The following is a 24,396-nucleotide window of genomic DNA, read 5'->3' as shown; positions in this document are numbered from 1 at the left end:
GTATGAAAAATAAATTCTATATTTTTGTTATACTCTTTCTATTTTGGCAGTTGGAATCTACCAAAGCGCAAGACCAAAATACGATTGTAGTAGATTCGCACAAACCTATAAGGCTCAAAGGTACGCAAATGGGTTTTCTTATCGATTCGCTGCACCAATATCACTTTGAAGCCATAAGGGAGGAGAAAGGGGCAGCCTTTGTGCCTCTTGCCCAAGATGTCCCCAATTTGGCAAATACAACGGCTACGATTTGGGTAAAGATGGTCATTCAGAAAAAAATTGAACCAGATATTATATTAGAAATTGCGAATCCCCTTTTAGATAGCCTCGATTTTTTTACGCCCCAGCCTGATGGTAGTTTTCAGAAGGTGGAGTTGGGAGCTAAAAAGCCTTTTGCGCAACGTCTGTTTTTGCTCAATAATTTTGTCTTGCCGCTACCTTTCCAAAAACAAGGCGAAAGCCAGACTTTCTACCTTCGGATTCGCAGCGAGTACCCGATTGAATTGCCGATTCAAATTCAGACCCTGCAAACTTTGGCAGAGGCGAATCAGAAACAAGATACGGCAATGGGCATTTACATAGGCTTTATGATAGTAATGGCAATTTACAACTTTTTTATCTTTCTTTCTGTAAGAGATAAAACTTATCTTTTTTATATTGGCTATGTCGTTTGTTTGGGCTTTCTGTATGCAAACTTTAAAGGTTATGCTTATCATTTCGTTTGGGCAGATTTGCCGCAAATAAACTACTACATTCCGCTTTTGGTTTCCCTAACAAGCATTTTTATCTTACTTTTTGCACGTTCATTTTTAGAAACGTATAAAAAGTATAGAAAAATTAGTATCGGAATTTATATCTTAATTGCCATTTTTTCGCTTCTTTCTATCCTCAACTTGGCAGGTTTGTATGCCATTAGCGCACCGCTGTCGCAACTTTTTTCGCTGCTGATGGCAGTCTTTCTCCTCGTTACTGCTTCCTATTGTTATCTGACGGGGCTTAAAATTGCACGTTTTTATCTCTTGGCTTGGACAGCCTTTTTGGTGGGCGTGATTGCCTTTATGTTGCAAGTGATGGGTGTTTTGCCTACTACGCCTTTTACACAAAATGCGGCTCTCTTTGGCTCTGCCTTAGAAGTGGTCTTGCTTTCTTTTGCTTTGGCAGATAGAATCAATGCGTACAAAAAGCAAAAGGAAATGGCACAGAAAGAAGCCTTAGCGAAAAAGGAGGAAAATGAGCGACTTATTCGCGAACAAAACCAACTTTTAGAGCAAAAAGTAAATGAGGCTACCGAAGAATTGAAGATGGCTAACGAAGAGCTTAATTCTACCAACGAAGAACTCAACGCCAATCTGGAAACCATACAACAGCAACATCTTATCATTGCCGAGCGTTCCGACGAGCTAACTGCTTTAAATGAGGAGCTACATTCTACCAACGAGGAATTGAACGCTACCGTAGAGATGGTTAAAAAACAAAACAACCTTATCGAGGAAAAAAATCGCCACATTACCGATAGCTTGCGTTATGCGCGAACCATTCAGAACGCCATCTTGCCCTTCGAGGAGCGCATGGAATTGTATTTGAAAGAATATTTCGTTTTCTATCGTCCCAAAGACATCGTATCGGGCGATTTTTACTGGATTAGCGATTTGAAAGGAAAGGTGTATTTAGCCGTAGCCGACTGCACAGGGCATGGCGTACCCGGTGCCTTTACGTCTATGATAGGTTCGGCAGCCTTAGATGCGCTTATTGATAGAAATGAATTGGAAAATCCCGCCGAAATTTTGGAAGCTCTCCACCAAATTATCCGCAAGTCTTTAAAACAAGACAACAACGCCAATGCCGACGGCATGGACATCGCCCTTTGTGTTTTGGAATACCTACCCGAAGAAAAGTGCAAAGTCGCCTTTGCAGGCGCACGCCGCCCATTGCGTTATTTCAAGGCGCAGGAGCAGAAATTGTACGAAATTAAGGGAACAAATAGAAGTATTGGTGGCTATTCGCGCAAAAAAGAAACCCGTCCTTTTGAGTATGAAGAAATTATCTTAGAAAAAGATGATGTTTTTTACATCAATAGTGATGGCTTTGCCGACCAAAATAATGCGCAAGATGACAAATTTGGCAGTCATAGGCTCAAAAGGCTTTACCAAGAAATTGGGGCTTTGCCTTTGCCGCTTCAAAAGCAAAAAATAGAAGCAGCCTTCGAAGCCCATATCGGCAACGAACCGCAGCGCGACGACATTACACTGTTAGCCGTCAAGATTAAGTAGTAAGGCTGTGCAGGGCTATAAAACTTGAAATCAGGGAATCGGAAAGAACAGTTTTTATTAAATTCTAATTAAATTCTAAAAATTAGGTGCAAATGTAGGGAGAGGGCATTGCCTTGTCCGCAGGGCGATTGAAAGTAAAACATTTTTATATTTAAACTTAAAATTAGTTTAACTTTGTATAAAATTCAATAAGATTGTCTGCAATCCTCCTTTCTAAAAGCCGTTTTTTCTCTGGCAGGCGTTGGCGAGTTGTTGATACTTGCCAACGCTTTTTTTTGGCTTTCCTAAAAAGAAAGTCTTTTTGGATTTTCTATTTGATGTTTTCTCAAAATATTTTTATTTTTAGCAGTTATTTCTGCATCAAAAGGCGGAAGCTATCTTTACCATTTGGCTATCTTTCAAACGCATTTTAAAAAACAAAAAGATGATTGCAAAAACATTTGGCGCATCAGTAGTTGGAGTCGATGCCAATATTATTACGTTGGAGGCGAATGTCATCAAGGGGACGCGCATTTTTATCGTCGGATTGGCAGATAGTGCCGTCAAGGAGAGTGAGCAGCGGGTAGAATCGGCACTCAAACAGTTGGGATTTCGAATTCCTCGCCAAAAAATTGTCATCAATTTAGCTCCCGCCGATGTACGAAAAGAAGGGGCTGCCTACGATTTGCCCATTGCGCTATCTATCTTAGTGGCTTCCGACCAAATCGAAGCCCTCGACTTTGACAAATACGTCATCTTAGGCGAACTGGCGTTAGATGGACAACTTCGCCCTATTCGCGGCGTGTTGCCTATTGCCATAGAAGCCCGAAAACAAGGTTTTAAAGGCTTTGTGCTGCCCAAAGAAAATGCTGCCGAAGCTGCTATTGTCAATGATTTGGATATTATTGGCGTAGAGAATTTGGAAGAAGCCATTGCTTTTTTTGAAGGTGAAAAAACTATCGCACCCCTACACATCAATACGCGCGACCTTTTTTCCCAAAAACAAAACGAATACGAAGCCGACTTTTCTGACGTGCAGGGACAGGAAAATATCAAACGCGCCTTAGAAATTGCAGCAGCAGGCGGACACAATGTCATTATGATAGGTTCGCCGGGGGCAGGCAAAACGATGCTCGCCAAAAGATTGCCCTCTATCCTCCCCCCTATTTCGTTGCATGAAGCCTTAGAAACGACTAAAATCCATTCAGTGGCGGGTAAGATTGTCGGGACAGATTCTTTTTTGGTAGTCCAACGCCCTTTCCGCGCTCCTCATCATACCATCAGCGACGTTGCCTTAGTGGGTGGTGGCGGCAATCCGCAGCCGGGCGAAATTAGCTTGGCGCACAATGGCGTACTTTTTCTAGACGAACTACCCGAATTTAAGCGCACTGTCTTAGAAGTCTTGCGGCAGCCTTTGGAAGAGCGCAAGGTTACGATTTCACGTGCCAAACTTTCGGTAGATTTTCCTTGTAATTTTATGCTTATCGCAAGCATGAATCCCTGTCCTTGTGGCTATTACAATCACCCTGAAAAAAGTTGTACTTGCCCACCGGGTAGTGTGCAGCGGTATCTCAATAAAATCAGTGGTCCTCTTTTGGATAGGATAGACCTGCATGTAGAAGTTACGCCTGTTTCTTTTGATGAAATGACGGCAAATAGGAAAACCGAAAGCAGTGCCGATATTAGGGCGCGGGTCATCAAGGCAAGGCAAATCCAAACGCTGCGTTTTCAAAACATGGAAGGTATCCATTCCAACGCTATGATGCCTTCCCAACTTGTCAAACAGGTTTGTAAAATTGATGAAAAAGGAAAACAGATGCTTAAAAGTGCGATGGATAAGTTTGGACTTTCGGCGCGTGCCTATGATAGAATCTTGAAGGTGGCGCGTACCATTGCCGATTTGGAAGCAAGTGCAGATATAGCACCTTACCATTTGGCAGAGGCAATTCTTTTCCGCACCTTAGACCGAAGCAACTGGGCAAACTAAGGGGGTACGGGTTTCAAATTGGCTTATCCTCGCCTCGCCGTTGTTTGCCGCCGTTGTTTGTGTCCTCACAAATGACAAAAAAACTGCTGCCGTTGTTTGTGCCTCACAAATGACAAAAAAAACGACGTTCTCAAAGAGAACGCCGTTTTTATTTTCACTCAAATTTACCTAAAAACTACAATGTATTTTACTGCCGTTGTTTGCCGCCGTTGTTTGTGTCCTCACAAATGACAAGCCGCGCCGTTGTTTGTGTCCTCACAAATGACTGTTTGCGTTTCACAAGTGGCTAAAAATCCAAAAGATAAAGCTGATAACGTGCAATGATTTGCTTCAAACCCTCGCCGTAGGCTACATTTTCGGCACTGCCTATCAAATCTGCCCAATCTTCGTACTTCTTACCTTTTGTAAAAAGAGGCGCGTAACGTTTGTCGGCGGCAAGCATTTCAGAGTGGGCGCGGAAGGAAGCCCAAGCCGAAGGGTAGCTTTCTAAATCGTTTTGCACCAAGCACTTCAAAATCTTGGGTTGCGTCTGCGCCAATTCTTCTTCGGTTCGCACTATCCAATCTTTAAATAGCAGGGCTTCTGGTTCGGAAAAGTAGAGGCTCAATAGGCGAAGTTCGGGGTCTTCTTCTTGATTTGGGTCGGATTTTTTGTGGCGAATATTAAAATAATTATTGCCTACAACACGCGAACCAAAGGCAGTTTCTAAGGCAGAGCGCGAAAGGGTAATAGAGGCAGGAATGTTGTATTTTACCTGTTCCATCAAAGCAGTTTCTATTTTGCGAAGGGCTATGCTATCGGTAAAGAAGTGATAGACTTTGTCTGGGGTCTGGGCAGTTTGCAAAATATTTTTGCAAAACAGTTGTGCTATCTCGCGATTGATTTCTAAAAGTTTATCGCTATTTAATTGGTCTAAACGCGAAACTTTATTTTCAATCAGGGCATCACTAATCAAAATCTGCTTGGCGATAATAAAATCTTCTGCCACTTTTTGCGCTAAGACAGGCGCACGCTCAAATTCGCTTGTGGGGTGAATATAGAGGTGTTGTGTCTGTGCTTGTGTTTCAATTTCTGCCATGCCAAGCGAAATGAGCCAGTCAGGGTGGCTTTCCCTGACCCAACGGAGCGGTTCTAAGTAGGTTACGAACATGCCACAAAGAAAACCGACGGCAAGCCAAGCAATCGTCTTTTCTTTGATAACAATGTGAAATTCATAGAGCTTCTCACGCCAAACCACCGCCAAACGAATGGGGGGAATTGCCTTGAGCGGCAAAGGGCGGACGTATTCTTTGATGATGGGTAAAAGTTTCATAAGGCTATTCTTCTCTTTTGTGCTATTCTTATTAGCAAAGGTACGGCAAGAATTTGGAACTGCAAAATTTTTCGCCATCTTTTTGCTATTTTTTTTAGACATGTCGGCGAAAAAGGCTAAAAAAGCGGCTAAAACCCCATTTGGGGCGGCTTTCGCTTTTCCTTTTTTTATCAAACCCTAAAAATATTAGCAATGTTTCTACTTTCTGCGCTCCATTTTTGAGCCTCGCGCTTCTTTTTTGGCGAAAAAGCTGTGTGGCTGCCAAAACTTTTTCTTGATTTTCTCTTTTTTTGTTTTTTGCCTATCTTCGAGCCTCTTGTTGGTATTTGGTTTTACGAAATGAGGCTTTTATTTTCACTTTAAAAAATAAAAAATATGAACCGTCTAATTCACGCCCTAAGTCCTTATCTATTACAACATGCGCACAATCCTGTCGATTGGTATGAATGGTCGGATTTGGCTTTGGAAAAGGCAAAGGCTGAAAACAAGCCGATTTTGGTCAGCATTGGTTATTCGGCGTGCCATTGGTGTCATGTCATGGAAAAGGAGAGTTTTGAAGATGCGCAGGTGGCAGAGGTGATGAATCAGAATTATATTTGTATCAAAATAGATAGAGAAGAACGCCCCGATTTAGATGCCATTTACATGGAGGCGGCGCAAGCCTTTGGTGCGAATGGTGGCTGGCCGCTTCATGCCTTCCTCACGCCCGAAGGGAAACCTTTTTATGGCGGCACTTATTTTCCTAAACACAAATGGATAGAAATTTTGCAGCGATTGGCAGAAATTTTCAGAGAACGCGCCGAAGAAGTTTTTGAAAGTGCCGATAAGGTTACGGCTTTCCTACAAAAGAAAGAGTCGGAAAAGTACAAATTGTACGGAGAAAGGGTTGCCTTTGAAAAAGAAACCGCAGCGGCGATTTATGCCGATTTTAGCCAACACACAGACCCTGATTTTGGGGGCTTCGGAAGTGCGCCTAAGTTTCCTATGCCAATTTATTACGAATTTTTACTACAATATTTGTATCTTTTCAGAAAAGAAGAAACGGCTACAAAGACTATAAAAGAGCATCTAATTTTTAGCCTCGACCAGATGATTTTTGGCGGCATTTATGACCAAATTGGAGGTGGCTTTGCGCGTTATGCAGTGGATAATGAATGGTTTTTGCCGCATTTTGAGAAAATGTTGTATGATAATGCTCAACTCATTGGACTTTATGCGCAAGCATACGCCCTTACGGGTTTGGAGCGGTATAAAGAAACCGTTTATCAGACGATAGCATTTTTGGAGCGCGAACTTAAAAATAAGGAAGGCGGCGGTTTTTATTCTGCTTTAGATGCCGATAGCGAAGGCGAAGAAGGCAAGTTTTATGTTTGGAAGGAGGCAGAATTGTTGCAAATTTTGGGTGAAACTGATTTTCAATTTGTGAAAAATTATTACCACACTACTGCACAAGGGAATTGGCAGGAAGCGCAGGCAAATATTTTGTTTCGCAATCAAACAGATGCAGACTTTGCCTCTGTGTATGGCTGGGAAATAGAAAAGGTAAAAGAAAAAGTAAAACAAGTTCAGACCCAACTCTTGGCAGTTCGTCAGAAAAGAATACCCCCTCACACCGACGACAAAATTCTCACTTCTTGGAATGCCCTGACTATCAAGGGTTTGTGTGAAGCCTATTTTGTTTTCGGTCAGGAAAAGTGGAAAGATTTAGCCTTAGAAACCGCCCATTTTATCGAAACCCAAATGCGCAGCGAAGGCAAACTTTTGCACACGTATAGAAAAGGGCAGGCGCGTATCGAGGCTTTTTTAGAAGACTACGCCGCCTTGATAGAGGCTTATATTTGGCTCTATCAGGCTACTTTCGACGAAAAATGGTTGGAGCAGGCTGCCCAAGATGCTCAATATGTTTGTACTCATTTTTTTGACGAACAAGAAAATCTTTTCTTTTTCAATGGGCAGAAAGAAATATCCGACCTAATTGCACAAAAGAAAGAAGTTTTTGATAACGTCCTGCCTGCTTCTAATTCTTTGATGGCAAAAAATCTGCACTTTTTAGGTCTTTTATTACACAAGCCTCAATGGACAGAACTTTCCGATAAGATGCTATATCAAGTCTTTCCTTTGGTGCAAGCCGAATCGCGCTATTTGGCAAATTGGGCGGCACTCTACGCCATCAAAACTGCACAAACAGCCGAAATTGCTATCGTAGGGGCAGATTTTAGAGAAAAAGCGAAAGAATTGCAGCGACATTTTATCCCCAATAAAGTAGTGGCGGCTACCGATACTGAAAGTTCGCTCCCACTTTTGAAGGGGCGAAATAGCGATAAAACGCTTGTTTTTGTGTGTAAAAATTACACCTGCCAACTCCCACAAAGCGAAGTAACAAAGGCATTAGAACTTTTGTAGCAAAATTGAATCTAAACCCTAAGCAGGGCAGGGGCTTAGGGTTTAGGTTATTTATTTTTCTTTTTTTATCAAAAACAAAAGCAAAATAAAGGTAATGATACCATTCACCAAAACAAGTTCATAGCCCATCTGATAGCCATTGAAAAGCTGTGGCGAGTAGTGATTGAGCAGGTAGGTAAGCAGCGGAGCAAGCAGGCAGAGCGCAGGCACAAGGCGGTCGTGCAGCCTTGCACGCAGGAGCAGCCCGAAGGCAAAAAGCCCTAAAAGAGGACCGTATGTATAGCCTGCCATGCGCATAACGCTATCTATAACCGCTTGATTATTAGCATAATAGGCGATAAGCATTATCAAAAAAGTGAGCAGAGAAAAGACCAAATGCACGCGAATCCGTTTGGCGCGTTTTTGTGCTTCGCCTGTTTTTGAGCGATTGAAGCCCAAAAAATCTACGGTAAAGGCGGTAGTAAGGGCAGTGAGGGAGGAATCGGCACTGGAATAGGTGGCGGCAATGATTCCGACAAAAAACACCAACGCGCCTATTGTGCCTAAGTGGTTTTTAGCGATAAGCGGATAGAGTGTATCGGTATTGGTAGGGATTTCTACGCCTTTTGCTTGTGCAAAAAGATAAAGAGAAGCTCCTAAAATAAGAAAAAAGAAATTCACTATCAGAAGCGTCAGGCTAAACCAAAACATATTTTTTTGCGAATCTTGCAGCGTGCGGCAGGAAAGATTTTTTTGCATCATATCTTGGTCTAAGCCTGTCATGGTCAGGGCAATGAAAATACCCCCTAAAAACTGTTTGAAAAAGTTGCGCGACGAGCTACCCTCCCACACAAAAATCTGACTATAAGGGCTTTCGCTAACTTGCTGCCAAAGTGTGCTAAGGCTTTCAAAACCAAGTGCTTCCGAAATGGTGTAAATCGTAATGACAAGGGCAAGCAGAAAAAAAGCCGTTTGCAGGGTATCTGTCCAGATGATAGTTTTGATGCCCCCACGAAAGGTATAGACCCATATCAGGGCAATGGTAAGCAGGGAGGTAAGCTCGAAGGGCAAGCCTAAGTCGTCAAAGACAAAGACTTGCAGCACCTGTGCCGACAAAAAAAGCCGCAGCGCAGAGCCTACCAGACGTGAGAGCAGAAAAAAGGCAGAGCCTGTTTTGTATGTCCAAAATCCAAATCGCGTTTCTAAATATTCATAAATAGAAACACTTTGTAGGCGATAATAAAGCGGAAGTAAGATTGTACCAATAATTGCATAGCCCACTAAGTAGCCCAAAACCACCTGCAAGTAACTGAAAGCGACAAAGCCGCCCTCTGCCGCTTTTCCTACCTGACCGGGTACGGAAAGGAAGGTTACGCCCGACATAGACGCGCCAATCATACCAAATGCCACCACAAGCCAAGGGGCTTGGCGGCTGGCGTTGAAAAAGTCGGCGGTATTAGCCCCTTTCGCCGTTTTGCGAGCAATCAGCAGGAGCAAGACGAAATAGCCAAAGAGTACAAAAAGAATGGTTTGTGGAGAGAGCATAGTGGGAAATCGTCGAGTATAATAAAGACTTTTTGAAGTGTTTTTAAAATTAGAATTTAGGCACAACTTACGAAACGCCTTTTAGGGTGCTTCTAACTTATTGAAAATCAATGCGTTAATCGCACCTTAAAGGGTACGCTACAAGTTGGTTCATAAACGCCACAATTTTACTTATTGAGCGTTCCAAACAAATCAAAATGCGTCGCGTCTGTAATCGTTACAGAGGCAAAGTCGCCTAAGCGGACAAAATTTTGAGTGGCATCAATCAGCACTTCGTTATCTACTTCGGGTGAATCGTATTCGGTTCTGCCGATAAAATAATTACCTTCTTTTCTATCAAAAAGCACTTTAAAAGTTTTACCAATTTTGGCTTGGTTGTGGCTAAGTGAGATGGCTTGCTGCACGTCCATAATTTCGGCAGCTCGCCTTTCTTTCTCTTCCTGCGCAATGGTGTCGGGCATAGAAAAAGAGTGGGTATTTTCCTCGTGTGAGTAGGTGAAAACGCCCAAACGCTCGAAGCGCATTTTTTCTACAAATTGTATCGTTTCTTCGTGATGCGCCAAGGTTTCATGAGGGTGTCCTGCAATAAGGGTCGTTCTGATGGCAATTTGCGGCAATTTCTGACGAATGGCATCGATAAGTTCTTCGGTCTTTTGGCGCGTAATGCCGCGTCGCATGTGTTTGAGGATTTCCGTTGCGCCATGTTGAAGTGGCATATCCAGATAATTGCAAATATTGTTGCGTTCCTTCATGACATCAATCACCTCCAAAGGAAAAGAAGCGGGGTAGGCATAGTGGAGGCGTATCCATTCGAGTCCTTCCACATCAGAAAGGCGGCGCAATAGTTCGTCTAATTGTCTTTTTCGGTACAAATCTATGCCGTAGTAGGTCAAATCTTGGGCAATAAGCATCACTTCTTTCACCCCTTGTCGTACCAAATTTTTAGCTTCCGTAATAAGTTCTTCCATAGGGCGCGATACGTGTCCGCCGCGCATGAGCGGAATGGCGCAAAAAGAGCAGGGGCGGTCGCAGCCTTCGGCAATTTTCAGATAGGCATAGTGAGGGGCAGTAGTGGTAAGCCGCTCGCCTACCAGCTCGTGCTTGTAGTTGGCGTTGAATTTATTGAGTATCAAGGGCAAATCCATTGTACCAAACCAATCATCTACTTGCTCGATTTCGGCAGCCAGCTCGTCTTTGTATCGATGGGAAAGGCAGCCCGTAACGTAGAGTTTTTCTATTTGTCCGTCTTCTTTGGCTTGTGCAAAGCGCAAAATGGTGTCAATCGACTCTTGCTTGGCACGCTCTATAAAGCCGCAGGTATTGATAATGACCACATTGGCATCATCGCTTTGTGCTTCGTGTGTAGCCTCTATCTGATTGCCTTTGAGTTGGGTGAGCAAAACTTCCGAATCTACCAAATTTTTCGAGCAGCCTAAGGTAATGATATTGACTTTATCGCGTTTGAGGGTCTTGGTTTTCATAATGCAATTTGTATCAAATAAGTGGGCGCGTTTTTTTGGCAAAGGTACGATAAAAAATCGTCTGTGGCGTTTTTTTCTAAAAATGCGCCGCTTGCTCATTTCAAACCCGAAGGCACTTGAAAACCCTTGGGTTTGAAATCCAAAAAAATCCGTATCTTTCGCCTGCAAAGTGGCTTTGCCCCTCTTGAACAAGAAATTTTTTTCAAACCTAATCACACATAAAACCATATTTCAATTTTATGGCAGCAAATTATGATTTAATCGTTATCGGTGCAGGACCGGGCGGATACGTAGCCGCTATTCGTGCCTCGCAGTTGGGCATGAAAGTAGCCGTTGTAGAGCGTGAGGCTTTGGGTGGCATCTGTTTGAATTGGGGCTGTATCCCTACAAAAGCCCTGCTCAAATCGGCACAAGTTTTTGAATATGTCAAGCACGCCGCCGACTATGGTATCCAAATCGCAGAGGCTTCTGCCGACTTCAACGGCATGATTGCACGCAGCCGCAACGTAGCCAATGGCATGAGCAAAGGCATCGAGTTTCTTTTCAAAAAGAATAAGATTGAAAAACTCATGGGCATAGGCAAATTGGTCTCGAAAGAAAGCGTAGAAGTTACCACTGCCGAAGGCAAAAAAGAGGTCTATACTGCCAAAAATATCATCTTAGCCACAGGCGGACGCTCGCGCCAGTTGCCCAATTTGCCCATCGACGGCAAAAAGATTATCGGCTATCGCGAGGCGATGTCTTTGCCTACACAGCCTAAAAAGATGGTCATTGTCGGTTCGGGTGCGATTGGGGTAGAATTTGCCTATTTTTATGCTGCCGTAGGAACGGAGGTTACGATTGTAGAATTTATGCCACGTATCGTACCCGTAGAAGACGAAGACGTGTCTAAGGAATTAGAGCGTCAGTACAAAAAAATGGGTATCAAAATCCTAACCTCTTCCGAAGTTACGAAGGTAGATACCGCAGGGGCAGGTTGTAAGGTTTTGGTCAAAAATGCAAAAGGCGAAGAAGTTATCGAATGTGATATTGTTCTTTCTGCCGTTGGCGTAGAAACCAATTTAGAAAATTTAGGCTTAGAGCAGCTCGGCATCAAGACCGAAAAAGGAAAAGTCTTGGTAGATGATTTCTTCCAAACCAACGTAAAAGGCGTATATGCCATCGGCGACATCGTGCGCGGTCCCGCCTTGGCGCACGTTGCCAGCGCAGAGGGTATCATTTGCGTAGAAAAAATCGCAGGGCATCACCCCGAACCTTTGGACTACAACAACATTCCGGGCTGTACCTACTGCACGCCTGAAATTGCTTCCGTCGGACTTACCGAAGCCAAAGCCAAAGAGATGGGCTATGAGGTAAAGGTAGGAAAGTTTCCTTTCTCGGCTTCGGGCAAAGCCAGTGCAGCAGGCGCAAAAGAAGGCTTTGTCAAAGTTATTTTTGATGCCAAATACGGCGAATTTTTGGGTGCGCATCTTATCGGTGCAAACGTAACTGAAATGATTGCCGAAGTGGTAGTGGCGCGTAAGCTCGAAACCACAGGACACGAAATCTTGAAAGCCGTACACCCACACCCGACTATGTCGGAAGCCATTATGGAGGCTACCGCAGCCGCTTATGGTGAGGTCATTCATATCTAAGACAAAAGTTTTAAGCGCGGTCTAAAACTGCAAACGGTTGAAAGACAGCACCACAAACCGCCTTTGTGCTTTCGCAAAGGTGGTTGTTAAAACGGTAAAAGCCTCAAATGCACCCTGCCCCAAACCCTAAGGGTCTTGAAGACCCTTAGGGTTTAAGCCCAAATTTTATTTCGTGTCAAATTTGACAAAACAAGGTTTTTCGCAGAACTTAACATTGCTGGAACAGGGGGCAAGGAGGTTTGCTCGAAGTACAAAACCCCGTTTTTTGACCTTCTGACCGTTGCAACAACGCCTTTGCAAAGGTGGTTTGTTGTAAAAAAAATAAAACCTCAACAATAAAAACACGAAGCATTTTATCAAATCCTATCAAAACTATGAAAAAAATGGTGAAAAAATACATGAAAATTTATACGAAAATTTGTATTTTGGGTCTGATATGCCTGCTGCTGCTCGCTTGTCAGCCTGCTTTAAAAAAGGACATCAATCAGGCGCGTCAGTGGCTTTCCGAACAGAAATATGAGGAGGTGGTTAAATTATTGAGCAAAACAGCAAAAGACCATGCCAAACAGCCCGACGTATTTAATATGCGCGGCGTAGCCTACCTCGAATTGGGCAAGTTTAAAGAAGCCCAAGCCGATTTTGAGAAAGCCATTACACTAAACGAAAAAGACTACCGTTATTTCTTCAACTTAGGCAATCTTCATCAGAAGCAAAAAAATTATACCCTTGCCGTAGAAAATTATGAAAAGGCTTTGAAATTAGATAATAGCGTATATGAAATTCACCACAATAGCGGCGTTGTCTTATTAGCTTTGCAACGAAACGCCGAAGCCTTAGCCGTTTTGAATCGCGCCATCGACTTACAAGCCAGCGACGCAAATCTCTACCTCACGCGCAGCGAAGCCGCCGCCAAGATGAATCAGAACGAACAAGCAAAGCACGATTTGGAAAAGGCGATTTTATTAGAGCCTACTTTGGGAACGGCACATTTGCGTTTAGCGGTCTTGCAGCTTTCTCTTTCCAAAGGCAAAGCAAGCGAAGATGTTTGCCTACATTTGCAAAAGGCAAAGGAAAATGGCTTCGAGGCACAGGCACAAGCCCTATTGAATGAACATTGTAAGTAATTTTCATTTTTAAATCTAAAACTAAATATGTACAAAAAAGAACGCCCCTTTTCCGCTTTTTCCAAAATGTCTTTCTTTTGGGTAGGATTTTGGTTTTTTATCCTAACGGCTTGCCAATCCGATACAGAAAAAATACCCGACGTTTCGAATATCCCCGTAGAGGTTCGAATTGAAAGGGCAGATTTGGCATTGATGAAGGATAAAAGCGAGGCTGAAATTTTGGCTTATTTGCAGGCAAATCCTGATTTGACAGAAAAAGGGCTGCACCTTTACGAAATGGAAGATGTCAAAGCCTTGCACCTTTTGGCGCAATCGCCTTTTATCGATACGATGATGCAAAATGTAGAGCGTGTTTATCAACCTGATACCATTCAAAAAATTGAAAATGATTTAAAATTCTTTTTCCAACTTGTAAAATACTATTATCCTGAATTTCATGTCCCCAAAATATACGGCATGGTATCGGGTTATGGCACTGATTTGGTCATGACCGATAGCTTGGTTGTAGTGGGTTTGGAGTTTTTCTTGGGCGATAGGCAGGCTTATTACCGTCCGCCTGTGGAAAAAATACCCAACTATATTTGGCGCAGGTACGATATTCACTATATTCCTGTGCATTTGGCGCGTGAGGTTTCGCGTCTTTTCAATGCCTTAGACAAAGGCGACGACAATACTTTGATGAGCCAGATGATTTGGGCAGGAAAGGCGCATTATTTCATGGAAAAGGTTTTGCCCAAGATGAGCGAGGCGCAGGTAATAGGTTATACGGAACAAGAGTTAGCCACTTGTTACGAAAATTTGCCTTCTATTTGGGGCTTTTTTGTAGAAAAAAATCTATTTTTTGAAAAACAGCAACTTTTAAAGCGAAAATTTGTAGATGAAGCTCCCTTTATCGCTGAAATGGGGCAGCAGGTGCCAGGGCGCGTAGGGCAGTGGTTGGGTTGGCAAATTGTGCGTGCCTACATGAAAAATCACCCCGAAGTTTCGCTGCAAGATTTGATGAAAGAGCAAGATTATGCTAAAATTTTTAATGATTCTAAGTTTAAGCCGCAAAATAGATAAGTAGAAAAATAGTTGCAGCAAGGAATAACTAACAGTTTTTTATGAACTGTTAGTTATTGTACAATAATAAAAATAAAAAGATAAAACTTAATCGTGCATTTTCAAATCTTGATGATAGATAGAAACAAGGTCTTTTTTTAGGTCTAAATCTATCTTTTCAAGTTTTTTATCTTCATAGTCGAATTGTGATAATACGTAGTGAATCGCTGCCAAACGCGCGTCCTCTTTGTCGTCTGCATCAATCACAACCCAAGGGGCAAACTTAAAGTGCGTCTTGTCGAGCATTTTTTCGCGATAATGCGTAAAAATATCCCACTTTTCTTGTGCTTGCTTATCCACAGGGCTTAATTTCCACTGTTTGAGCGGATTTTTGGCACGCTGCTCGAAACGTTTGGCTTGTTCTTTTTTGCTCAAATTAAACCAAAATTTGATAAGAATAATGCCATCTTCGGTAATAAGATGTTCAAATTCAGAAACTTGTTCCATAAAACGTTCATAGGCTTTGGGCGTACAAAAGCCCATAGCTGGCTCTACCACTGCCCTATTGTACCAACTTCTATCAAAAAAGACCATTTCCGAAGGGTTGGGTAGGTGCGGAATGTAGCGTTGGAAATACCACTGTCCGCGCTCTAATTCGGTAGGTTTGGGCAGGGCTACAATGCGCGTTTGGCGTGGCATCAGGTGCTGGGTAAAGCGCAAAATTGCGCCTCCTTTTCCTGCGGCATCTCTGCCTTCGAAGATAATAGCCAAGCGAATGTTGTTTTTAATAATCCACTGTTGCATCTTAACAAGTTCTATTTGCAATAGTTCAAGACTTTGTTCATAGTGCAGCGTCTTGACAATGGATTTGAGGTTGATTTTTTTGGCTTTTAGCAGGGCTTTTACGCCCTTTGGTGTGGCAAGGAGGGCTAAGTCTTCTTCACTAAATTGCATAAAAGGCAAATAATTGAAGTTGAAAAAAGAAGAACGAAAAAGGTTTTTGCCTTTTTAAAGGGGTTGCAAACTCCAAATGAGCGACTCTACATCACGTATCAATTCGCGTTTTTCGAGTCTTTGTGGGGCTTCTACAAAACCTTCAACGTAAAAAATGCGATTTCGTTTTTCATCTACAAAGGTATGCGAAATAAAGGGACCACCTGCGGTGCGCGAACTCAATCGCCAAAGCGCACGCATTTCTCTACTATAATTTCCATTTCGATTGATTTCTTGGTAAAAAGGCGCAAGCATATCGGCTTGACTTTCCATATAAGAGCCATGTTCGGGGTCTTTGATGAAGGTCTTGCCTATCCAATCGCGCCATGCCAAGATGCTATCGGGTTCAAATTGTGCCTTAGAAGTATAAGGGCGGTAAGAAATGATAAGGTTTCTATCGCCCAAAGGGTCTAAATTGCGAAGTAGGATAAAACCAAGGTCGTCTTTTTTGTGATTTTGTGCTTCTAAATAGCCCAGCGGAATTTGTATTTTAAAATCATGTTGATTTTGATACTTTTCCATAAGTTTTTCGTCTTTTCCTCCTTTTAGGTTTAGTGCCAAAACGCGCTTTCGCTCGGAGGCTTCAAAGACTTCGCGGATTTTGAGCCTGTTTTCTTTCAAACTTTTAGCAATTTGTTTGTCATTTTTACCACAGATAAAAAATAGGTTTTGTCCTTTCGCAAACTCGTCTTTTTTGTAGATAAAATATGCCACACTATCGCGCATGACCTGCTCGATGGCTTGGGGCGAAAAGTATTTTTTGATGGCTTCGCTTTGTGCCGACTTGCTATCTAATGCCAACACAACCAAGACAGAATGGTGAGTGGTTAGGAAATCGCTACCCGAAGTAGGGTCTACTTTGATGAGTTTGAAGCGTGGCTCGTTGTGAATAACCCCTTGCAGCGGGTCCATTAGCACTTCGCGGACTTGTAAGCCCAAATCGCCTTTCCACTTACCTGCGTCCATGAGCAGCACTATCTCGCTGCGGCTGCCGCTGGCTTTGGGTATGAGATTTTTATATTTTTTGCTCGCATCTTCGCAAGCGGTAAAGGTAGCCAAAAGGAGAAGCAGCAGTGCCAATCCAAATGTTTTTGACTTTAAAAAAGAAGAAATTGCAGTAATCATAGCTTCTTGGGACAAGGGGATAATGAACAAAAGGGAAAATACAGGTTTTTTGAGGAGAGGCAAGTGAGTAAAATGTTTTGTTAGTTTTAGCATAAAGCGTAGCTTTGAATAACAAGATTATTGCATTGAAAAAAGCAAACTATTTTTATTCTTTCTGCATTATTACGATATACTCGTTGTTCATTGTTTCGTCTTTCTTGCCTGTTACGTTTGTCGGGCTGTTTTTGCTTGGCATACGTTTGTTGGGAATGTTACGAATAATGGTTTCTATATGCGAAAAACCTTGATGTTCAAAAAAGTCTTTGGTTATTTCGTCTGTCGGTAAAACCTCGCCTTTTACTTTTCGGTTGCCTACAACATAGCAGGCATAACCACCTTTTTTGATAGTTTTGGCTACGTTTTCAATAGACTTTTGATAGTCGTAATAAAACGAAGAAACTTCTTTGGCTCTTTTTTCGTCTGCCAACACAATTTTTTCAAGACTTTCTTTGAGTGCCAAACTGTCAAAATTACAAACTTCTTTTTGTCGTTTTCCGCCCATTAAATTGTTGTCTATTTGGTTGGCATTATCTACATCTAACCACTCGTTGGCAAGTCTTGAAAATTGTCCGTAGGCAACCGTTGTGCGACTATCTCCATAAGGCGGTGAAGTTACAACAATATCAACACTTTCATTTTCAATATATTGTACTTCATTGCTTGTATTAAAATCATAGACTTGTGAAGTCGCATTTTGTTTTTGCTCTAAAAATGATTTCAGCCCCTTGTGATTTCGGGCTAATTTACTCTGCATTAAACCAAAAACATCAGGGTTGAATTTTTGCATTTGTTCGGCTGTCATTCGGAACAATTTAAACTCGCTATTTCGTGTAAAACTGCTTTCTCTTACGGTTTCGCTAAATGCTATTTTGAAAAAATTGCTTACATTTTCGTCTTCTATTTTATCAATAAAGTTTTTGATGATGGCTAATTTTTCTTGCACGCCTTTATCAAACCAAAAATCAATGTTATTGATTTGCGGAATAACTACGCTTACCTTATTGTTAAAATTGAACATTAAGGAAAATATATAATCATTAAAATCTTTGAGGTACAAGTCTAAAACTTGTAGGTTTATTTTAGTCGTTTTTGTTTTGGCAATAAGTCGTGCCAACGGGTTTAAATCCGTTCCTATTGCATTGATTCCTTTCAAATTAGCTTCAACCAAACTTGTGCCTGTTCCGCAATAAGGGTCAAAAAGTAAATGACTATCCGTACCGTATTTTGTCAAAATACGTTCTGCAATTTGCGGTATCATCATTGCAGGGTAGTTGTGGTAGCAATGTGTAAATTGTTTGGTATTTGCCCCTACAAAGTCCCACGAAAAATCTGTATATTTTTTTTCGGTTAGTATCATTTGTAAAGTGTTTTGAGGTCTGACACAATTTTTGAAAACTCATTGATAGGTGATTTGAATTTTCCTGATTTTGTAAGATACACAAAATCAAAGAAATTCAACATTCCTATTTGTTGGGGTTGTGTGATTTCATCATAAAAATTGGTTGTGATAAACCCTACTCTAAAATCTGCCTTTACTTCAAAACTCAAATTGTATTTTTGTTTGATTTGCATACAGTCTTTTGATGTGGCAATATCCATTAGAAGTTTCCATTTGTAGGTTTGTCCTGCTCTTTCTCTCAAAGATGTTTTCATTGAGAAAATCAAAACAGGTGCTTTTTCTAATTTTTTGCTGTGATAAACCATCAAATCCACGTCTGGTTTTTGCACATCATCTCCTACCTGAATAGTAGCATAATCTTCTATGAGTTCGTGTTTCTTTGGTTTTAGTGTAATTACTAAGTCTTTGTTTATCAAGCCTTCATTTTGCAGATAAATTAGGGCATAAGCCACCAAACCTTGAAAACCATTTCCTGCAACTGCCTTTCTCGTCTGTGAGGCATCACTTATTTCGCCACTTTTGATACGTTTTTGGATAATCTTTTCAACTTCTGCCGTTGAGCTTTGCATAATTTCGGTGAGGTAAGAAATAGCCTTTTCTGCCCCAAGTTCTTTTACTTTTTTCTCAAAGTTCTGTCTGATAGGGGCAAAATAGTAACGTCCTTCTACGTCTTCAAATACTTTTTGATTGGTTTCAAGCATATCGTTTGGTTTTGAGTAGGCAGGTTGTTTTTTTTCTACAAAGTTTTCCAACCAGTATAACCCCAAAAACACAAAAAGTAACGCCCTTTTGAAAAAAATAGAAGAAAAATAAAAAAAAGAGATTTGAAAGACAAAGTGAAATCTCCAAACACAAGAAAAACGAATAAAAAGATAGGCTATCGTAGTTGTGCCTTTTTATAGAGCCTGCCTACCTTCTAAATGCTTTGATAGGTTTGGATATGACGGCTTTTAGTCTTGAAAAGTCATTTTTTTTTCAGACTTTTGCCCTACTATTTTTCACACACCCTAAAACCACACACAGATGAGCATTATCGCCCTTATTAAAGAAGATAAAATTCCGATTGATAAACGGGTAGCCCTCACCCCTACACAGTGCCAAGAGGTACGAAAACTTTTTCCTTCTGTGGAAATTTGGGTAGAAAAAAGCCCAATTCGCTGTTTTTCAGATGCAGAATATGCGCAGGCAGGTTGTAGATTGGTAGAAAAAGCCGATTTAGAGCAGGCAGACATTCTTTTGGGTGTAAAAGAAGTACCCATTCCAAATTTGGTGGCGGAAAAGACCTATTTTTTCTTTTCGCATACTATCAAAATGCAGCCCTATAATAGAAATTTGTTGCGCGAAATTTTGGCAAAAAACATACGCCTGATAGATTACGAAGTGCTGACAGACGCAAAAGGCGAGCGCGTGATAGCTTTTGGAAGGTATGCAGGTTTGGTAGGCGCGTATAATGGTTTGCTTTCCTATGGAAAAAAAATGCAACTTTTTGATTTAAAACCTGCGCACCAATGTTTTGATATGCAGGAATTAAAACTCGAACTCGAAAAAGTGAAACTCCCTGCGGTGAAGATAGTCGTAACGGGCGGCGGCAGAGTCAGTAAAGGCGCAATAGAGATGCTCCAAATGGCAGGCATTAGGCAGGTTAGCCCCCAAGCGTATCTAAGCCAGCACTTTGAAGAAGCCGTTTTTACCCAACTGCGCTCACAAGATTATCACTTGCACAAAGAAAACCAACCCTTTGAGGCGAAAGAATTTTATCAACACCCTGAAAATTTCAAGGGCGATTTTCTAAAATATGCGCATTGCACCGACTTGCTTATCGCTGCCGCTTATTGGAATCCGAAAGCTCCGCTCCTTTTTACAAAGGAGGAAATGCGACATAGTGATTTTAAAATAAAAGTCATTGCAGACGTTACCTGCGATATCGAGGGTTCGATTCCTTCTACACATCGCCCCAGCACGATAGCCCAGCCCAATTACGACTACAATCCGACCACAGAAAAAGAGGAAACTGCCTTTTCGCGCCCAGAAAATATTACCGTTATGGCGGTAGATAACCTGCCTTGCGAACTACCACGTGATGCTTCACGCGATTTTGGTAGGGAAATGATAGCCCAAGTTTTGCCTCACCTTTTGGGTGCAGATGCGGAAAAGCGTGTAGAAAATGCGACTATCGCCGATAAAGGCAGCCTTTTGCCTAAGTTTGCCTACTTGCAGGCGTATGTAGAGGGCAAATAAGGTAGGAAAAGCCAGATAGGACAAGTAAGATAGAAAAATCGTTCAAAATTTGGATAAAAATAAAGTAGCAGGCGGCAAGCAGTCCTTCATCTTTGTCTTGGGGGCTTGTCGAAAAGGGCGGTCTTCCAACTCAAAAAATGCCACTTTCGCCAAGCCTCTGCCGCTTCTAATTTTCATTTTTTATGTCTATTTTTAAAACTTGAACACAAGCAATAATTTCAAAAACTGCGCTTTTTGCTAAGAGCGTCCCAATTTTCGCTTCAAAGTGTTGATATTTTGTGCCAAATTGGGATACGAGGGATTGATTTCATACAAACTTTCGAGCGAACCCAAAAGAGCTGCCATATCGCTGATGGTGGCGTAGATGTGTGCCGCTCCTGCCATAGCCCCGAAATGACGCGGTTCGCGTTTGAGGGTTTCTTTGATGTCTTCGAGAGCTTGTTTGTAATTGCCCCTTAAAAAATAGGCGGTGGCGCGTTTGTTCCAGGCTTCGGCGTAGGAATCTTTGTAGAGCAGGGCTTCGGTAAAAATTTTGATGGCATCATTGTAGTTGCCCGCAGTGAGGGCTTCATTGCCTTCTTTCATCATCAAATTGAGAGAGGCATCTCCGCTATCGAGCCAAATTTGCCAAATCTGATTGATAATCACTTCGGCGCGAGTTTCTTGGCGAGCGTTTTTGAGCAGGGTAAAGAGGCGGTCTAAGATTTCTTCTTTTCGTGTCATGGCGGTAGGAAGTTAAGGAAGTTAGGTAAAAGAATTAGAAAAGGAAAGACAAAGGGTGTGCATAACACTTTTATTTTGAAGGTGGAAGGGCAAAGGTAAAAAGATGAAGGTAAAAAGAGAAAAAAGGCTTTTTCCGTTTTGAAGCAGCAAAACACTTATCAAAGGGCAAAAATTAGCCCAAAAAAGCAAATTTTAGAAACACACTTTCTTTTTTTTGGCTTCAAATCGGGCTTAGACCCAAAAAGAGGCGCGAAAAAGGGCTTTGCTACCAAAAGGGCAGTTTTACCCAAATAACACAACAAGAAAGCGAAAAGTTCAATTCCCTTTTAGAGCCTACCGACAAAATATTTTTTTAAAAAATTGCTGCATTTGGAAAAAAAACGTATTTTTGGCTTTGAGGTAGCAAAAGCCCCCTCGATTTTTGCAAACTTCTTTTTTTCCATCTTACATTCCTATTCAAATGGTCAATAGCGGCAAGGAAATTTCGAAAAATGAAGCCAATAAATTAGAAAACTTCATCAAATACGTCCAAGAGCGTATCGTAGATTTAACCAACTTAGAAATCAAGACCATTGTCGGCGAATTTGATGTAACCGTTGATAATGAAATTGCGCCCCGTCAGGGTGAGGATTTTAAGGTGATGAATAGCCGCATCAATTTGATTGATGGCGACATCACGACCCACATCAGCAACGATTTAGTCTATGACAAATACGAATGGTTGCGCAATTTTCACGCCCACAAAGAGGAGCGCGGACACGAAATTATCAATAGCAACATTCAAGCAATTATGTCTTTGATTGAACTATTCAAAAAAACAAATCAGGAACAGAAAAAATAAGTGCGCCCGCCCTCTCACTGCTGCGCTTTGCGGAGGGCGCGTAGCCTTCAAAGCGTTCTTTCTTTTTCTAAATCGGCTTGTAACTGTTTCCTATGGCAAATTTTTTAAATAAATTAGCGACCGATTTGCTGCGCTTAGAAATCAATACCATCATCAAAGATGAGATATTGTGCGTAACAGCAAATTCCTACCGTCGCGAGCTTTTTGATTTGGCAGAAGAATATCGCGCCAAATTGGTAGAGTTCAATGGCACAAACTACATGTATGATGTTACAGCGGAAGATTTGCTCAACGAGCAGTTTAGCCAACGCACAGGCGGCGAGTTGGGTTTTTCTGAAATTATAGAGTATTGTGATAAAAAAATTGAACTTTTTATCAATACCATCGAAGCTGCACCCGACAACCAAGACCTTCTGCGCTATGCCAAAGAGTGTAAAATCATGGCTTCGCGCATCAAGACCCAAAGTCTGCGCATCATAGATGTCTTAGAATTGCAAAAAGAACTCTATCCCGACCAAGAATGGGCGTGGAACAATGACTATCCCGACCACCAAATTGATAAAATTGCCGACCTACCCTTAGAAGCCGACCAAATTGCGATTATCCGAAAGGCGAGCGAAATTGGCACGCAACACGTTGTCTTGCAAACCGTTGTGCAGGTGCAGGGCGATATTACCTCTTATATGACCAATCGCTTTTTGCGCCATACTGAAAAGGAGCAGCGAATGATGATAGAGATGCACCAAGAATCTATCAGCACAGGTATCCGAATGTGGCAGGGCTTATTCAAAGCCATTGGCTCTTTGGCTTCGGGCGTTTTCAATGCCGTAACCAAAAATACGCGCAGTGCCGCAGGCAGAAGTGCAGGCGCAGGCGGCAGCATGGGCGTACCTACACGTGCCAGCATGCGCAGGCAGAAAGAAGACAAGTAATCGTGCTTTTTGACTATTTTTAAACCTAAGAATATGGTAAAAAAGCTCACCTATATTTGGGATTTCTTCCTCACTTTGCGCCACCAATTTGTGTTAGCTACCTACCTGCCTGATTTTTTTCGCTACTTGGTGCGTTTCATCAGGCGGGGCGGTTATAGCGTCCGCACAGAATTTGAGTATCAGCCCAAGACGGCAGCTGCCCCGATAGCTTTTCAATTTCATTCTTTTATTCAATTAGATGGCGATATTGTGTTTTACTGTCCGCACATTCGCCGCTACCCTACGGCGGAATGGGCGCAAACCTATGAAAAAGCCTATCAAACTCATTTGAAGGCACTCGACGATTTTATTATCGTCATGGAGCGCGGCTTGGGTTTTATTGGTTTTCTCTTTTCCCTGCCTATCTTTATAGGAGTCAATTACAAACTGTTAGACGATTTTGTCAATCTTATCATTACAGGCAGTTTTTCGGAAAACTTGCAGCAAGAATTATGGAGTTTGGCTATCTTTCTGGGGTCTTCTTTTGCCCTACCTTTTGTAGTCAAATGGATTGCGCCCTATGCCTTTAAAGTGGTTTGGTACTTTGTCAAGCGTTATTTCGGAAAGAAATTGCCCATATAGCAGCCAAAAAATCAGGGGTAGAAGATGGGCTTTTTTATCTCTAATGCCTTGTTTTTCAGGGTGTTGCCGCAAAAGCGATTTTTTTTCAAACTTTTTTCCGTTTTTTTTCGATTTAGATTTGTTTTTCGAAAAATATGCCCTAACTTTGCAGTCCAATTAGAGAGGTAAATAGAAAAGCCTTTTTGTTTCCTCAAATTGATGCAGTATATAGGTCTTTCCATATACACGGGTGTAGTTCAACGGTAGAATAGCGGTCTCCAAAACCGTTGATCATGGTTCGAATCCATGCACCCGTGCAAAAAAGCAAAACAAAGACAAGCACGTTTATACCTTTTTAATAATACCTTTATTAGAAAGGCAGAAAAAAGTCTTTTGAGCAGATAAAATGAGTTAGGTGAGTAAAGAGCCACAATTCTTTACTCACCCTTATTTTTGATACTTTTTGTATCACTTCTCTTTTCTGTTTGTTCTTCTTTGTCGCTTTATCCCTATCTTCAACAGAGGTCTTACCCTTAGACGCACTTCCTATGAACCGTTTTATCGAGTTTTTGAAAGAAAGCCGTACCGAAATGTTAGAACACGTTACCTGGTCTAAATATGCAGATTTGCAGCGCACCTCGGTAGTGGTTTTAGTCGCTACTCTGATTTTTGCACTTGTCATCAAGGGCATGGATATGAGTTTTCAAGCAGGCGTTGCCGCCCTTTACGACCTTTTCTAACCTTTATCAAT

The 24,396-nt window shown here is 41.8% G+C and carries 20 protein-coding genes and 1 tRNA gene; 12 read left to right on the top strand and 9 right to left on the bottom strand.

The features are described from left to right. Window positions 1–2: 2 nt before the first annotated feature. A complete protein-coding gene (locus tag G500_RS0111750) occupies window positions 3–2,270 on the top strand; it encodes a 7TM diverse intracellular signaling domain-containing protein (RefSeq protein ID WP_161626126.1) in 2,268 nt (755 codons plus the stop codon). A gap of 424 nt (window positions 2,271–2,694) precedes the next feature. Next, window positions 2,695–4,236: a YifB family Mg chelatase-like AAA ATPase gene (locus G500_RS0111745; RefSeq protein WP_027002696.1), complete on the top strand. Its 1,542-nt coding sequence runs from the start codon at window positions 2,695–2,697 to the stop codon at window positions 4,234–4,236. Between the two features lie 286 nt (window positions 4,237–4,522). Here G500_RS0111745 and G500_RS0111740 read toward each other — a convergent pair whose 3' ends face one another. After that, entirely contained in the window at window positions 4,523–5,548 is a 1,026-nt protein-coding gene (locus G500_RS0111740) for a glucosaminidase domain-containing protein (protein ID WP_161626125.1), read from the bottom strand. A gap of 375 nt (window positions 5,549–5,923) precedes the next feature. On the opposite strand from G500_RS0111740, the gene G500_RS0111735 reads away from it, so the two are divergent. Then, window positions 5,924–7,951: a thioredoxin domain-containing protein gene (locus G500_RS0111735; protein ID WP_027002694.1), complete on the top strand. Its 2,028-nt coding sequence runs from the start codon at window positions 5,924–5,926 to the stop codon at window positions 7,949–7,951. A gap of 51 nt (window positions 7,952–8,002) precedes the next feature. On the opposite strand, the gene G500_RS0111730 is transcribed toward G500_RS0111735, so the two are convergent. After that, window positions 8,003–9,475 carry a sodium:solute symporter gene (locus G500_RS0111730; protein ID WP_027002693.1) on the bottom strand — a complete coding sequence of 491 codons (1,473 nt, stop codon included), beginning with the start codon at window positions 9,473–9,475 and terminating at the stop codon, window positions 8,003–8,005. A gap of 167 nt (window positions 9,476–9,642) precedes the next feature. Then, window positions 9,643–10,956, bottom strand: a complete 1,314-nt coding sequence (rimO, locus tag G500_RS0111725) for a 30S ribosomal protein S12 methylthiotransferase RimO (protein ID WP_027002692.1) — start codon at window positions 10,954–10,956, stop codon at window positions 9,643–9,645. Between the two features lie 239 nt (window positions 10,957–11,195). Here rimO and lpdA point away from each other — a divergent pair, with 239 nt between their 5' ends. The 3 genes from lpdA to gldB all read left to right on the top strand — a co-directional run bounded on the left by lpdA (window position 11,196) and on the right by gldB (window position 14,776). Then, window positions 11,196–12,590, top strand: coding sequence for a dihydrolipoyl dehydrogenase (lpdA, locus tag G500_RS0111720; protein ID WP_027002691.1), 1,395 nt, complete (start codon window positions 11,196–11,198; stop codon window positions 12,588–12,590). 374 nt (window positions 12,591–12,964) lie between these two features. Beyond that, entirely contained in the window at window positions 12,965–13,714 is a 750-nt protein-coding gene (locus G500_RS0111710; RefSeq protein WP_086047891.1) for a tetratricopeptide repeat protein, read from the top strand. 66 nt (window positions 13,715–13,780) lie between these two features. Beyond that, complete coding sequence (gene gldB / locus G500_RS0111705) at window positions 13,781–14,776, top strand: gliding motility lipoprotein GldB (RefSeq protein WP_211220156.1); 996 nt, start codon at window positions 13,781–13,783, stop codon at window positions 14,774–14,776. A gap of 87 nt (window positions 14,777–14,863) precedes the next feature. Here gldB and ppk2 read toward each other — a convergent pair whose 3' ends face one another. The 4 genes from ppk2 to G500_RS0111685 form a co-directional block, all read right to left on the bottom strand. Then, on the bottom strand, window positions 14,864–15,709 hold the full coding sequence (gene ppk2 / locus G500_RS0111700) for a polyphosphate kinase 2 (RefSeq protein ID WP_027002687.1): 846 nt from the start codon (window positions 15,707–15,709) through the stop codon (window positions 14,864–14,866). Window positions 15,710–15,763: 54 nt separating this feature from the next. Further along, window positions 15,764–16,873, bottom strand: coding sequence for a DUF4837 family protein (locus G500_RS0111695; RefSeq protein ID WP_161626124.1), 1,110 nt, complete (start codon window positions 16,871–16,873; stop codon window positions 15,764–15,766). A gap of 145 nt (window positions 16,874–17,018) precedes the next feature. Then, on the bottom strand, window positions 17,019–18,269 hold the full coding sequence (locus G500_RS0111690; protein WP_035757185.1) for a TRM11 family methyltransferase: 1,251 nt from the start codon (window positions 18,267–18,269) through the stop codon (window positions 17,019–17,021). Then, window positions 18,266–19,012, bottom strand: coding sequence for a BsaWI family type II restriction enzyme (locus G500_RS0111685; protein ID WP_027002684.1), 747 nt, complete (start codon window positions 19,010–19,012; stop codon window positions 18,266–18,268). The genes G500_RS0111690 and G500_RS0111685 overlap by 4 nt, the downstream gene beginning before the upstream one ends. Window positions 19,013–19,334: 322 nt before the next feature. On the opposite strand from G500_RS0111685, the gene G500_RS0111675 reads away from it, so the two are divergent. Further along, entirely contained in the window at window positions 19,335–20,549 is a 1,215-nt protein-coding gene (locus tag G500_RS0111675) for an NAD(P)-dependent oxidoreductase (RefSeq protein ID WP_027002683.1), read from the top strand. A gap of 42 nt (window positions 20,550–20,591) precedes the next feature. Here G500_RS0111675 and G500_RS26470 read toward each other — a convergent pair whose 3' ends face one another. Both G500_RS26470 and G500_RS23345 read right to left on the bottom strand, forming a co-directional pair. Beyond that, on the bottom strand, window positions 20,592–20,726 hold the full coding sequence (locus G500_RS26470; RefSeq protein WP_281169327.1) for a hypothetical protein: 135 nt from the start codon (window positions 20,724–20,726) through the stop codon (window positions 20,592–20,594). Window positions 20,727–20,786: 60 nt separating this feature from the next. Next, the gene (locus tag G500_RS23345) at window positions 20,787–21,272 is read right to left on the bottom strand and encodes a tetratricopeptide repeat protein (RefSeq protein WP_051203498.1); all 486 of its coding nucleotides are present in this window, start codon (window positions 21,270–21,272) and stop codon (window positions 20,787–20,789) included. Window positions 21,273–21,693: 421 nt separating this feature from the next. Between G500_RS23345 and G500_RS23340 the strand changes: the two genes are divergently transcribed. The 5 genes from G500_RS23340 to secE all read left to right on the top strand — a co-directional run bounded on the left by G500_RS23340 (window position 21,694) and on the right by secE (window position 24,385). Continuing rightward, complete coding sequence (locus G500_RS23340; protein WP_245574484.1) at window positions 21,694–22,113, top strand: hypothetical protein; 420 nt, start codon at window positions 21,694–21,696, stop codon at window positions 22,111–22,113. Between the two features lie 92 nt (window positions 22,114–22,205). Continuing rightward, complete coding sequence (locus tag G500_RS0111645; RefSeq protein WP_027002682.1) at window positions 22,206–23,045, top strand: hypothetical protein; 840 nt, start codon at window positions 22,206–22,208, stop codon at window positions 23,043–23,045. A 33-nt stretch (window positions 23,046–23,078) separates the two neighbouring features. After that, window positions 23,079–23,666 (top strand): hypothetical protein, encoded by a 588-nt coding sequence (locus tag G500_RS0111640; protein WP_027002681.1) that lies wholly within the window; start codon window positions 23,079–23,081, stop codon window positions 23,664–23,666. 225 nt (window positions 23,667–23,891) lie between these two features. Continuing rightward, window positions 23,892–23,962 (top strand) — tRNA-Trp (locus G500_RS0111630). Window positions 23,963–24,193: 231 nt separating this feature from the next. Then, window positions 24,194–24,385 carry a preprotein translocase subunit SecE gene (gene secE / locus G500_RS0111625; protein WP_027002679.1) on the top strand — a complete coding sequence of 64 codons (192 nt, stop codon included), beginning with the start codon at window positions 24,194–24,196 and terminating at the stop codon, window positions 24,383–24,385. Window positions 24,386–24,396 lie beyond the last annotated feature (11 nt).

The sequence above is a fragment of the Hugenholtzia roseola DSM 9546 genome (assembly GCF_000422585.1).
In the GTDB taxonomy this organism is placed as follows: Bacteria; Bacteroidota; Bacteroidia; order Cytophagales; family Bernardetiaceae; genus Hugenholtzia; species Hugenholtzia roseola.
Note: the sequence above shows the minus strand (reverse complement) of the source record. Positions and strands in the feature narration are given on the sequence as shown.